The organism is Allofrancisella inopinata (assembly GCF_012222965.1).
GTDB lineage: Bacteria > Pseudomonadota > Gammaproteobacteria > Francisellales > Francisellaceae > Francisella > Francisella inopinata.
The window spans coordinates 1,100,482-1,112,819 of the sequence record NZ_CP038241.1; the positions used below are offsets into that span (position 1 = coordinate 1,100,482).

Consider the following 12,338-nt stretch of genomic DNA (forward strand, 5'->3'; position numbering starts at 1 on the left):
TTATTAATATTATTGTATAACTTCATAGCAACTGATAGAAACTAATTCGGAGTCATTTTGGTTTCTATAATGTAGCTTGGTTTCAGATCTTTTTTGGTCTGAAAAAATCTTTCCATCAGTATTATCAACTGATAAATAAGCTCTAAGTACAGTTTTTCCCATAGAATAGTCTACATAATTACCGAATGTTGGAGCAGTTACAGAAGATGGATATGCATAACCACTTGGACAAGTGAAAGTAATCTTGCTATTAGATGACTTAGTCCAAGTGATACCACTTGTAGATCCATCACCACTATTTTTTATGTTAGAGTAATCGCCACCTTCCAGCTCCATTGAGGTTTTAAAACCTTCTCCTGTGTCAATGCTTATATTAGCTGTTACAGGACTAAGACCTGAGTCATTTGGTGGAGTAGCTGTTAGAGTTACGGTGTAATTAGTTTCATAGTCTCCAAATTCTACATATCCAGCCCCATGTGAAGTTGGATAAATATCTATTGCTTCTGGATCTGAGCTCCAAGATAACGTCCAAGCACTTGTTATACCTGTATTTGTTAGATCTGCGTTTAAAGTATATTCTAATAACCCTGTTCTATAACTATCCAATTCAGGTGCTGTAGCTGGGCCTGTGAGTACAGGTTCAGTAACACTTCTGGTACTATTACCTTTTTTAGCAATATACTCTACTTGATATGTTGTGCTAGTAAGTGGGAATGTTTGAGTTAGCGTATCTGTAGATCCTGGTACTACATCACCATTTATCCTCCACTCTTTTGTCCAACTACTATCTATAATTGTACCTGTAGTATTCGCTGTGATTGTCAATTTAAGTGGATCACTACCATCTTGGCTATATGATAATGATGGTTGATTGACTTCACCTATATGTATAGTATCAGTAGCAGTTCTGATACTTTGACCTTTTGTAGCAGTATACGTTATGTTATATGTTTTATTGGACTCGGAAGGAAATGTATGGTTCAGCGTATCTGTTGTTGCTCCCGATACTACACTACCATCTATCTTCCACTGTTTTGTCCAACTACTATCTATACTTGTATTTGTAGTATCTGCTGTTATCGTGTAAATAAGTGGATCACTACTATCTGGAGTAGTTATTAATGTCGGTTGAATGACTTCTCCTACCTGTATAGTTTTAGTAGCACTTCTTGTAAGTTCACCTTTTGTAGCAATATACTCAACTTGATATGTTGTATCAGATTGGGTAAATGTATGGTTTAGCGTATCTGTTGTAGCGTTTGGTACTACATCACCATTTATCTTCCACTGCTTTGTCCAGCTACTATCTATAATTGTACCTGTAGTATCTGCTGTTATTGTATAAGTAAGCGGATCACTACTATCTACTACAGGTATTAATGTCGGCTCTACTATTTCACCTGTAAGTATATCTTTTGTATCTGTTGAGATTATCTCTCCATCTACAGAGACTTCTAAAGTTACTGTGTAAGTTGTATTTGGTGCTGGGAAAAGATACTCTATCTCTTGGCCTGTACCAATCTCTGTACCATCTACTTTCCAAGTAAAAGTTGCATCATCTGGTATTCCAGTATCTGTTGTATTAGCTGTAAATTTATAGTCCAATCCTGAACCTCCTACAACCTCTGCATCAATCTTAACTGCACCGTACTCTGTACTTACTGTTTTAGCTAAGTCAATTTTTTGAACAGTACCATCTGGATATGTTATCGTTCCAGAAACACCTATCTGATGTGCTCCTGCTGTACTAAATATCCAACCGGTCGGATTAGACTCAGATGTACAATCACCATTACATAATGGTAAATTCTTATCACTAAGTTGCTGATCTGTAGCAAACTGACCATCTGACAGAACCCAGGTTATGTTATATTGTGGTTCTGGTACAGCTTCTTGTTTTAGGACCTTATCTACTGTTTTACCTACTACGTTTGTATATCTAAGCAAATCAGCTTGGTCTAATTCTATACTACAAACTGCACCATCACAATTTGTCCCTATTTGATATTCTGTTAGCTCCTCTTGAGAGCAACTACTTAAAAGCACTGCCAACCCTAAGACTGAACTAATACCATATACATATTTATTTAACATATTAAATCTCCAGTTAAGTTAAATACAAAATATAAAATATAGTAAAATTTAATTTAAGTAAATATATTTTATGAATAAATATTAATTTTTGATATTTTTATAATTTTTGTAATTTAAAATAATTTAAAACAAATTTATATTCATATTTGTATAGGTAAATGAAAGAAGTTTAATATTTTGAAACAATAAAACTTTTGATTAACGTGACTTTTAAAAAAATGGAATTAGATTGATGAAACACAATCTAAATGCAAGAATCGAGATATTACAAAGTATAGGCTGACCTCTTAGGTGGAATTAATTCTTAGAAAGAAACCTTTCTTATGTCTCTATAGAAATTTTCATGTGAGCCAATTTTTAATAATGTTAATGTAATAGTTTCGTCATTATAGTTATAGCCAAGCAATATAAGCTGATTATTTATTTTGAACTTGTACACTCTTAGAAAGTCTAAATCTCCTTTCTTTTGCTCTCCTATACTGGGATTGCTAGCGATAAGTTTTACAGCGTTATCTACTTCTTTTTTATCTTTGATAGATAGTTTTTTTATATATTTTTTGAACGTATTGGTTTGTTTAATTTTCAAACTCATAATCTTCTACCAGTCCATTATCCATCTCAGCTTTTGCTACTAAACTTCCAATAACAAAATCATAAGGCAGGTCCGGGTTTTCTTCTACAATTCTACCAATCATAGCCCAATGTTCTATTTGGCTTGCACAAGATCGGTGCATAACCTTAGCTATTGTTTTTGCTTTAATTACTAAATCATCTGATAATCTAACTGACAAAGCCATATTTTTAGCCCTTATTAAATGTTAATGAGTTGATTATACAGCATTTTGCGATTAATTGCGATTTTTAATATATAAAAATCCAAAACCTTAGATTTATTTTATAATTTACCTAGGTTTTATTTTAATGCCAGTCTTAATGTATATACAAGGTACTGAAACTAACATGTAATATTTCTTGTTTATATTAGATGAGTCCGGCCCCGGGCACCATATTAATTATATTTAACAATTCTGACCTTTATTTAAACTCACATCAAAGCCTTATATTTAAAGTGGGATTGCTAAGTCGAAGCACCAATAAAATTTTAAACCATAATACAGTAAAATTAAATTAAAAATTTAACCAATGATACATTCTAGATTATTATATTACACTTGTATCCACTGAATTTACGTATATTTATGACTCCTGTATCAAAGATTAAGTACTGTCCTTTTATACCCATAAGTTTTTCGCTGATTATAGGATCTTTATCTAAATTAAGCGATTTAATTTTTATAGGATACTGGATAACAGGATAATTTATTATCTGAAGTCTTCCTTCTACTGGCTCAACACTATTTTCGCCGTGTTTTAAACGTATACTACTAATTTCTGAGTTTATTACTTCTAATATTTTATTTCGTAGTTCAAATAAAACTATAGAGGTATCTGGCTCACCCTGAAGCATTTTACGCCAGTTAGTTTTATCAGCAATATATTTTTTTACTAGTATTTCAACTAACCCAGAAATTAATCTACTCTCTACTGCAAAGATAGGTATAGCTTGGCTAGCTCCTTGATCAATCCAACGTGAAGGTATATTTTTTAATTTTGTAATACCTACTTTCACATCTCCTGTATTTGCTAAATAAACTATGTGTGTCTTCATGCAGTTATCCTCACCCCATGCCGAGTCTCTACATGTACCTTGTGCAAAATGACATAATTCAGGTTTCACTATACAGATATCACATTCCGGTAACCTTCTCATACACATAAAACAGTAACCTTGAGAATAGCTTTTATTAGTCTTAGCTCCACATGTAATACAGTTTATTTCGTTTAAATACTCTATTTTAAGGTTACTACCGATATAATCATTTAAACAAATATCATCAAGTTGATATATAGCTGTATTATTTTTATCTAGAGATGTTTTTAACTTATGTAAATTTAAAATCTTTTGCATTTTTGAAATTAATCTCGCTCAAATTATCTCTTAGCATACCAAAATTTGGAAATAGGTTAAAACTTTTTACTCATATCAGCTATGAATAAACTCTTCTTGGACTGTTAAACTGGAATTATAACAAAATATAGCTAACGAAACTAAGAATTTAACTTACAACTCCGTCAGGCTTGACCACAGAATCTACTAAAATAGCTTAGTTTTAAGCTATTTTTAGTTAGTACTACTTTATGCCTAGTAGGCTATATAATATTACGTAAAATGACTCGTTATAGTTAGAATTTAGAAGATTTCAGCTAATAAGCTGAAAGGTATAAAAGGGGATACTAACTTTATGGACACCTTTACCAATAATAATTAGTTACTAAATTTCTCAATTAGTCTAAGGGCAACATAGATTATGGCACTAATAATAGCTGAAATTATACAAACTTTTAAAGCTAGCGGAAACAGACTAATAAATACTGTAACTATTGTTACAATAATTAAAACACCTACAAATATCGATAAAAACTTATCCATTTTATAAACTCCTTATTTTATAATAACTTTGGCAAATTTACGCTTACCCACTTGGAATACATTCTCTGTACCAATTTTGAAAACTAATTTGTTATCATCAACTTTCTCACCATCAACTTTTACAGCTCCTTGCTTAATCATTCTGTTAGCTTCAGATGTGCTAGCAACCAAACCTGCTTCTTTTAGTAAATTAGTTATAGGTAAACTTTCTTTTATATCTAATTCTACAACATTTATATCTTCAGGTATCTGGTTTTTTTGAAATCTTTGTATAAAATCTTGATGGGCATTTTCAGCAGCTTCTATACAATGAAATCTTTGTATAAGCTCTTTTGCTAACTCTATCTTGATATCACGAGGATTTGCACCATTAAGCACATTTTGCTTTAAACTAGTGATAGCTTCTAAAGATTTAAAACTAAGCAACTCATAATAACGCCACATAAGTTCATCAGAGATTGACATAATTTTGCCAAAAATATCAATTGCTGATTCTTCTATACCTATATAATTCTGGCTAGATTTTGACATCTTTTTAACACCATCTAAACCTTCAAGTAATGGCATAGTTATAATAACTTGTGGCTCTTGGTTATTTTGTTTTTGAAGCTCCCTACCCATTAGCAGGTTAAATTTCTGATCAGTACCACCTAGCTCTATATCAGCCTTCATTACCACAGAATCATAACCTTGTACAAGTGGGTACAAAAATTCATGTATAGAAATAGACTGGTTATTTTTATATCTCTTAGAGAAATCATCTCTTTCAAGCATTCTAGCAACTGTTGATTTAGAAGCTAGTTTAATCATATCAGCCGCTGACATATTGTTAAACCAATCACTATTTCTACACACAATAGTTTTTTCTTTATCTAAGATTTTAAAAACCTGACTTGTGTAAGTTTCTGCATTTTTAGCAACCTCTTGTGCTGTCAATGGTGGTCTAGTAGCATTTTTGCCAGTTGGATCGCCAATCTGAGCTGTAAAATCCCCTATCAGAAAATGAATCTCATGACCTAAATCTTGTAACTGCTTAAGTTTATTAATAACGACTGTATGTCCTAAATGAATATCTGGAGCAGTTGGATCACAACCAAATTTTATAATTAAAGGTTTACTCTTTTGAAGCTTTTTAACCAACTCTTCTTCTAAAAGAATTTCGTCCACCCCTCTTTTAATAATATCTAGGGTTTGCTGTATGGATGACATCAGATTATTTAACTTTAATTTTACTCAATAAAGCAAAATTATATCACAAAACACTTTTATAGAACCAATAAAACCTTATACTTACAGTAAACTATAAATAACTACTACCTAATGAACATATATATATCACAAAGCAACGATGTTTATTTTAATTTAGCTTTAGAAAATTGGTTATTCTTGGAAGATTTGAAAGATCAAAAAATATTATTTTTATGGCAAAACTCGCCATGCGTTGTAATAGGTAGGGCTCAAAACCCGTGGCTAGAATGTAATCTATTGGCTATGGAAAAAGACAATGTACCTATCATTAGACGTCAAAGTGGCGGTGGTACTGTTTATCATGATTTTGGTAATCTAAACTATACGATCATTTCTCCAAAAAATGATCACAATATTAAAGCTAATCTTGAACTTGTTTGTAGTGTTATCCGAAAATTGGAAATAAATGCCTATCCAAACCAAAGAAATGATATTGTAGTTGATCATAACAATTTCACATATAAAATTTCCGGGAGTGCTTTTAGAGAAAAAAAAGACAGAGCATTTCACCATGGAACACTATTAATAAATGCAAACACTAGCAAGCTTTATAACTACTTACACCAACCAATTGATACATCTTTGGATACTAAAGGAGTAAAATCATATAGATCTAAAGTAATCAATCTAAATGAATTAAAACATGATTTACAAACCCAAGATATTACAAAAGCTTTTTTAAGTAGTTTTAAAAGTGTCGAACTGAGCTTAATAAATGAACAAACTCCTCTTGCAAATAAAGAGCTTATCGAACAAGAAATCAACGTATTAAAAAGTTGGAATTGGTGCTTTGGCAAAACTTTACCGTTTACAAAAACATATTCTGAAAACCAAGAAGAATTAAAAATAAAAGTCGAATTTGGTATAATTAGTGAGCTAGATTATCAAAGTAAACAAAAAGATATTTCTAAAAAAGGTATTAAATTTAGCCAAAATCATAAGTTTAAAGATTTAATCAAATATTTTGATCAATAGCATTTTTCCCACGAGTTACTAAAAAAGTAGCTACTGTAATAGCAAATATAAATGGCACCACTAATGAATCTACTATTGTCACAATAATATTTTGAATACTATTTTCTAAAGGGCTTATCTCCATACCTACATTTTTTAACAAATATATTAAACCAAAAGTAAGTAGCGGCTTAACCACCATAAGAATTAGTACCACAAACACCAACTTAAACATATAAAAAAAGTTTAATTTGATTACCTTAAGATTATCTTTGATAGCTTCAAAAATGCCACTCTTACCCAAAAGTACAGCTGGCATAACCGTTAAAAATAACAAGATTGCAAGAAAGATGCCTATATACTGTAAAAACATTGACAATAACGTTAATACGATGATAGACAATAAAAAAGCTCCTAAAAAAGAAAATATTCGTTTAGAAAAGATCTGTAAAGAAAGTTTTATAGCTTCAGATGCTTTTAGCTGATTTTTAATAAAAATTCCTTGTAACAAAATTATCATAGCATAGACAAAAATTGTAGCTACCATAATTACTAGTACCATAAAACCTAGTACATTTGCTGACGGAAAGTCTACTGGTATAGTTTTTCCACCACTTTCTATATACTCAGCCATACCATGCTGCATCATATACACAAAGCAATATTCAGATATAAATGACAGCATAAATGCTAACACGAATGTGAGTTTAAATGATCTCTTATAAATATTCGTAGCCAAGCTAATCGTCTCTTTAAAGTTTAAATCACTTCTCATATCAACACTCTCTGTAAAGTTAAACAAAAATAAACAAAAACCAGCTAAAATATATCATAAAAATACACCCGTTGTATTACTTTCGAACAAATATAAAAAAATAATATTAAAAAAGCTTGTAAAAAACATAACTGGTCCCAATCTAGTTATATTAAATTAATACATATTTTTAAATTTATAAACCACTAAATAAGGTGTGTCAATTATGGAAAAAATGAAAGGAACTACTATCTTATGTGTTAGAAAAGGAGATAAGGTAGTTATAGGAGGAGATGGTCAAGCAACTTTAGGCAACTCTATAGCAAAAGATAATATTGTAAAAGTAAGAAAACTAAATGGTGGTAAAGTTCTTACAGGTTTTGCTGGCTCTACTGCTGATGCATTTACATTATTTGAAAAATTTGAACAAAAATTAGAATTTTATCAAGGAAATCTGGAGCGTGCCGCGGTAGAAATGGTACGTGAATGGCGTCTAGATAGAATGCTTAGTAAGCTAGAAGCTATGATTATCGTAGCAGATGAAAAATTATCACTACTAATATCTGGAGTTGGGGATGTGATGGCAGCAGATAAAAATGATATTATATCTATCGGATCAGGATCAACTTACGCTCGTTCTGCGGCAACTGCTCTTGTTGAAAACACAAATTTATCAGCTGAAGAAATAGTCAAAAAAAGCTTAACTATTGCAGCAGATACTTGTATTTACACAAACCATAATTTCACGATAGAAAGCTTAGATAACAAAAAGGATAGTTAATACATTATGACGCAAATAATGACTCCAAAGACAATCGTACAAGAATTAGAAAGACACATAATTGGTCAAAATGATGCAAAAAAAGCCGTTGCTTTAGCTTTACGTAATAGATGGCGTAGAATGCAACTAGATAGTGAAATGCGTCAAGAAGTAACCCCAAAAAATATTTTAATGATCGGACCTACCGGTGTAGGTAAAACAGAGATAGCTCGTAGACTCGCTAAATTAGCTGATGCTCCATTTATTAAAGTTGAAGCTACTAAATTTACTGAAGTTGGTTATGTTGGTAAAGACGTTGAATCTATAATCCGTGATTTAGTAGAAATGGCTGTAAAAATGAAGCGTGAAGAAGCTAAAAATAAAGTTATTGAAAAAGCTTCTAAATTAGCGGAAGATAGAATTCTTGATGTACTAATCCCACCAGCTAGACCAATTGAATCAAAGATTGGCTTTGCTAATGAGCCTGCTGAAGACTCAACTTCTAAGAAAGAAAAAGAGAACAAAACCCGTGAAATTTTTAGAAAAAAAATTCAAAATGGTGAACTTGATGATAAAGAAATTGAAATAGAAGTAGCGGCTGCTCCAAAAGCTATTGGAGTAATGGGACCTCCAGGTATGGAAGATATGACAAGTCAAATTCAAGATTTATTTTCTAGCTTAAGTAGTGACAAGAAGAAAAATAAAAAAATGAAAATAAAAGACGCTATCAAACTAGTAAAGGATGAAGAAGCTGCTAAGCTAATTAATGAAGAAGATATAAAAGCTCGTGCTTTGGAATCTGTAGAACAAAATGGTATTGTTTTTCTTGATGAGATAGATAAGGTTTGTAAAAAATCTAATACTGCTGGTGCTGATGTATCTCGCGAAGGTGTACAACGTGACCTTTTACCACTTGTTGAAGGCTCTACTGTATCAACGAAATATGGAATGATAAAAACAGATCATATTTTATTTATCGCTTCAGGAGCATTTCATGTAGCAAAACCTTCTGATTTAATTCCTGAGCTTCAAGGTAGATTACCTATAAGAGTAGAGTTGAAATCTCTTGAAATAAATGACTTTGTTAGAATTCTTAAAGAGCCAGATTGTTCGATACTTAAGCAATATATTGCTTTAATGAAAACAGAAGGCGTTGAGCTAACTTTTGATGACAATGCTATTCAAAAAATTGCTGAGATTTCATACAGAGTCAACGAAGAAATTGAGAATATTGGAGCTAGACGTTTACATACTGTAATGGAAAAACTACTTGAAGAAATTTCCTTTGACGCGCCAGAATTAACTGATAAGACCATCAGTATAACTACTGAGTACGTTAATGAAAAATTAGGTAAGTTAGTTAAAGATAAGGATCTCAGCAAGTATATTCTATAAATTGTAAAAGTCTATATACAAAACATATCTAAAACAGAACGATTAAAGCTAAATTCCGGATACTCAACCCCAACAAAATAAAGTCCTTGAGCTTTAGCTGTTTGCCCTGCTTGAGTACGATCTTTAGCTATTAATAAATCATTTATCCAATTTGGATTTTTAAAACCTAATCCCACTTTAATCAAAGATCCTACTAAATTTCTAATCATATGATGCAAAAAAGCATTTCCTATTACTTCAAAAATTATAAAATTACCAAATTTTACAAATTCTGCCTTTTTAATATTTCTAAAAGCTGTATTTGATTGACACTGAGAAGACCTAAATGAACTAAAATCTTGCTCACCAAGTAAATATTTACAAGCTTGATTCATTTTTTGTATATCTAAAGGTCTATTTTCCCATAACGTATGTTCCGCAAACAAAGGTGAACTCACTGGAGCATTATAAATTACATAATTATAAGTTCTATTTACAGCTGAAAATCTTGCATTAAAATCTAATTCAGCTTCTTTTACTTGCAAAACTTTTATATTTTGAGGTAACAATGCATTTACTCCTCGTTGCCATGCCTGTAGAGATCTGTCTGCATCAGATAAAAAATTAACAACTTGTGAGCTTGCATGCACCCCAGTATCAGTCCGACCAGCACATATAGTTTCTATATTGTGGTCAGCTATCTTTGATAAGGCTTTTTCTAGTTCCTCTTGTATACTTGATGAATGCGATTGTCGTTGCCAACCACAATACTTTTTCCCAAAATACTCGATTTGTAAAACGTAATTCTTCATTTTCTATTTAAGAAATTTAGTTATTCTTGTATGTAAAATATCCATCTCATTTGGAATAAGCTTTGAAAAGTTAATAAACCCATGTACCAAACTATCAAAATGGTAATGCTGTACTTCCACATTGTGTCGTATAAGTCTCTCTGCAAAAAGTAGACCTTCATCTTTTAGTGGATCAAACCCAGCTGTTATAACTAAAGTGCGTGGCATACCTTCTAATTTTTTGATATAAAATGGCGATATTTCAGGAGATTGTTTATCAACATTATCTGGTACATATAATTCTGAATACCACATAGTTTTGGCTTTAGTTAGTATATAACCACTAGCGAAATCTTCTAACGATTTAGTTGGCATATGTGATAAATCAACAGATGGATATAAAATAATATTATTAGCAATTTTGATTCTATTACCTTTTAATAAGTTATAAGTTGCAAGAATAGATAAATTAGCTCCTGCACTATCACCCATTAGTGTAAATTCTTTTTTAGAAACTCCAAAACTTTTTGCATGGTTGTAAACATACTCAGCAATAAATTCTACATCATTTAACCCTGCTGGAAACTTATGTTCAGGAGCAAGTCTATAATCTATAGAAAAAACTACCCTATTTGTAGTTATTGCAACTTTTCTACAAAATGCATCAAAAGAGTCCAAAGTTCCTGAAACAAACCCGCCTCCATGTGAAAACACTATTACCTGAAGTTTTTTACTAGGATCCGGGTTATAGAGCCTAACTGGTATATTATGTCCATCGTTATGAGTAATTTGTAGATCCTCTACTTTCTTAATTTCTAGCTTTTGGTAACTATATAAGTTAAGTGAAGCTGCTGCCTTTCTCGTTGATTCAATGTCTCTACGATTTCCATCTCTATCGTATTTACTTATGAAAGTTAGTAGATCTTGCATTTTGGCAGGTATTGTTTTGATTCCACCATACAAATCAGGAACTTTCTTAAAAATTTCGGCTTCAAGTGCTTTTTCATGTTTAGAGTTATCTTTAGCAATAACTTTTAGCCAAGCCCTTTTGTTTGGAGGCAGTGTATCTAAAGGAGTAGATAAATATCTAGCTATTCCAAGCTCATGACAATCATTCTCAGAATAAAAAGATAAGTTTTTAACCAACCATTTAACTATACTTTCAGCTTTTATGTTATTTGTTTGTCTTATTTCTAAAACATTATATTCATTCCTAACGTCATAAGACCAGGGAACATAATCAACTATGAAATTACAACAAATATAATTTAAACCAGCTTCTCTTGCTAATGCAAATTCTGGATAAGCTGTCATGCCTATTACACCACCACCCATACTTTGAAAACATTTAGCGTCTATAATTGTTGGAAACTGTGGCCCTTCAATACAAACATAGCTTTGCTTGAAATGTATAGTAAAATCAAAATCTGCTTTTCTTTCTCTAATTTCTTCAGCTATGCTTTCAGTTATTGGCCTTGAAAGAGAAACGTAGTTAAGTAAACCTTGCTCGCAAAATGTAAAGTCACGTAAAGATTTTGTTCTATCTATAAATTGGTATGGAATTACCATATCTCCTGGCTTTAACTCATCTCTTAAACTTCTCACCGAAGAAAGCGCTATTATAGAAGTTGCACCATATTTTTTTAACGCATAGATATTAGCTTTGTAGTTAATTTGATGTGGTAAGATATTTTGCTCAAGACCTGTTCTGTTTAAAAATAACGCTTCTTGCTTGTCTATTTTTACTTTAAATAATCCATTTGAGCATAAACCAAAAGGAGTTTCTCTAGATAACTCTTCTATAATCTCAAAACTATCGAAATATTCAAATCCACTACTACCAACAATTGCCCACATTTTACCACCGTATTT

Annotated in this window: 12 protein-coding genes; 3 read left to right on the forward strand and 9 right to left on the reverse strand. The window is 31.5% G+C overall.

The features are described 5' to 3' along the window. Nucleotides 1–9 precede the first annotated feature (9 nt). The 6 genes from E4K63_RS05010 to tyrS all read right to left on the reverse strand — a co-directional run bounded on the left by E4K63_RS05010 (nucleotide 10) and on the right by tyrS (nucleotide 5,794). Nucleotides 10–2,094, reverse strand: coding sequence for a DUF3281 family protein (locus tag E4K63_RS05010; RefSeq protein ID WP_133940333.1), 2,085 nt, complete (start codon nucleotides 2,092–2,094; stop codon nucleotides 10–12). A 304-nt stretch (nucleotides 2,095–2,398) separates the two neighbouring features. Further along, complete coding sequence (locus tag E4K63_RS05015) at nucleotides 2,399–2,686, reverse strand: type II toxin-antitoxin system RelE/ParE family toxin (RefSeq protein ID WP_035718702.1); 288 nt, start codon at nucleotides 2,684–2,686, stop codon at nucleotides 2,399–2,401. After that, complete coding sequence (locus E4K63_RS05020; RefSeq protein ID WP_035718705.1) at nucleotides 2,670–2,891, reverse strand: TA system antitoxin ParD family protein; 222 nt, start codon at nucleotides 2,889–2,891, stop codon at nucleotides 2,670–2,672. The genes E4K63_RS05015 and E4K63_RS05020 overlap by 17 nt, the downstream gene beginning before the upstream one ends. 356 nt (nucleotides 2,892–3,247) lie before the next feature. Further along, nucleotides 3,248–4,063 (reverse strand): DUF2797 domain-containing protein, encoded by an 816-nt coding sequence (locus tag E4K63_RS05025; RefSeq protein WP_133940335.1) that lies wholly within the window; start codon nucleotides 4,061–4,063, stop codon nucleotides 3,248–3,250. A gap of 357 nt (nucleotides 4,064–4,420) precedes the next feature. Next, nucleotides 4,421–4,585 carry a hypothetical protein gene (locus E4K63_RS05030; RefSeq protein ID WP_166666868.1) on the reverse strand — a complete coding sequence of 55 codons (165 nt, stop codon included), beginning with the start codon at nucleotides 4,583–4,585 and terminating at the stop codon, nucleotides 4,421–4,423. A 12-nt stretch (nucleotides 4,586–4,597) separates the two neighbouring features. Then, nucleotides 4,598–5,794 (reverse strand): tyrosine--tRNA ligase, encoded by a 1,197-nt coding sequence (gene tyrS, locus E4K63_RS05035; RefSeq protein ID WP_133940337.1) that lies wholly within the window; start codon nucleotides 5,792–5,794, stop codon nucleotides 4,598–4,600. 111 nt (nucleotides 5,795–5,905) lie between these two features. Here tyrS and E4K63_RS05040 point away from each other — a divergent pair, with 111 nt between their 5' ends. After that, complete coding sequence (locus tag E4K63_RS05040) at nucleotides 5,906–6,808, forward strand: lipoyl protein ligase domain-containing protein (protein ID WP_133940339.1); 903 nt, start codon at nucleotides 5,906–5,908, stop codon at nucleotides 6,806–6,808. Here E4K63_RS05040 and E4K63_RS05045 read toward each other — a convergent pair. Then, entirely contained in the window at nucleotides 6,789–7,562 is a 774-nt protein-coding gene (locus tag E4K63_RS05045) for a hypothetical protein (RefSeq protein ID WP_133940341.1), read from the reverse strand. The genes E4K63_RS05040 and E4K63_RS05045 overlap by 20 nt on opposite strands. 205 nt (nucleotides 7,563–7,767) lie before the next feature. Here E4K63_RS05045 and hslV point away from each other — a divergent pair, with 205 nt between their 5' ends. Both hslV and hslU read left to right on the forward strand, forming a co-directional pair. Beyond that, nucleotides 7,768–8,322, forward strand: coding sequence for an ATP-dependent protease subunit HslV (gene hslV / locus E4K63_RS05050; protein WP_133940343.1), 555 nt, complete (start codon nucleotides 7,768–7,770; stop codon nucleotides 8,320–8,322). 6 nt (nucleotides 8,323–8,328) lie between these two features. Continuing rightward, nucleotides 8,329–9,696 carry an ATP-dependent protease ATPase subunit HslU gene (gene hslU / locus E4K63_RS05055; RefSeq protein ID WP_133940345.1) on the forward strand — a complete coding sequence of 456 codons (1,368 nt, stop codon included), beginning with the start codon at nucleotides 8,329–8,331 and terminating at the stop codon, nucleotides 9,694–9,696. A gap of 11 nt (nucleotides 9,697–9,707) precedes the next feature. Here the strand turns inward: hslU and truA are convergent, their stop codons facing one another. Together truA and E4K63_RS05065 are read right to left on the reverse strand one after the other, a co-directional pair. Beyond that, nucleotides 9,708–10,487: a tRNA pseudouridine(38-40) synthase TruA gene (truA, locus tag E4K63_RS05060; RefSeq protein WP_133940347.1), complete on the reverse strand. Its 780-nt coding sequence runs from the start codon at nucleotides 10,485–10,487 to the stop codon at nucleotides 9,708–9,710. A gap of 3 nt (nucleotides 10,488–10,490) precedes the next feature. Then, a complete protein-coding gene (locus E4K63_RS05065; protein WP_133940349.1) occupies nucleotides 10,491–12,323 on the reverse strand; it encodes an alpha/beta hydrolase fold domain-containing protein in 1,833 nt (610 codons plus the stop codon). Between the last annotated feature and the right edge of the window lie 15 nt (nucleotides 12,324–12,338).

Bases quoted from the DNA above. Each gene is read 5' to 3' on its own strand.
- E4K63_RS05010 (WP_133940333.1), bottom strand. From the start codon at position 2,094: ATGTTAAATAAATATGTATATGGTATTAGTTCAGTCTTAGGGTTGGCA.
- hslU (WP_133940345.1), top strand. From the start codon at position 8,329: ATGACGCAAATAATGACTCCAAAGACAATCGTACAAGAATTAGAAAGA.
- E4K63_RS05025 (WP_133940335.1), bottom strand. From the start codon at position 4,063: ATGCAAAAGATTTTAAATTTACATAAGTTAAAAACATCTCTAGATAAA.
- E4K63_RS05045 (WP_133940341.1), bottom strand. From the start codon at position 7,562: ATGAGAAGTGATTTAAACTTTAAAGAGACGATTAGCTTGGCTACGAAT.
- tyrS (WP_133940337.1), bottom strand. From the start codon at position 5,794: ATGTCATCCATACAGCAAACCCTAGATATTATTAAAAGAGGGGTGGAC.
- E4K63_RS05030 (WP_166666868.1), bottom strand. From the start codon at position 4,585: ATGGATAAGTTTTTATCGATATTTGTAGGTGTTTTAATTATTGTAACA.
- hslV (WP_133940343.1), top strand. From the start codon at position 7,768: ATGGAAAAAATGAAAGGAACTACTATCTTATGTGTTAGAAAAGGAGAT.
- E4K63_RS05040 (WP_133940339.1), top strand. From the start codon at position 5,906: ATGAACATATATATATCACAAAGCAACGATGTTTATTTTAATTTAGCT.
- E4K63_RS05020 (WP_035718705.1), bottom strand. From the start codon at position 2,891: ATGGCTTTGTCAGTTAGATTATCAGATGATTTAGTAATTAAAGCAAAA.
- E4K63_RS05065 (WP_133940349.1), bottom strand. From the start codon at position 12,323: ATGTGGGCAATTGTTGGTAGTAGTGGATTTGAATATTTCGATAGTTTT.
- truA (WP_133940347.1), bottom strand. From the start codon at position 10,487: ATGAAGAATTACGTTTTACAAATCGAGTATTTTGGGAAAAAGTATTGT.
- E4K63_RS05015 (WP_035718702.1), bottom strand. From the start codon at position 2,686: ATGAGTTTGAAAATTAAACAAACCAATACGTTCAAAAAATATATAAAA.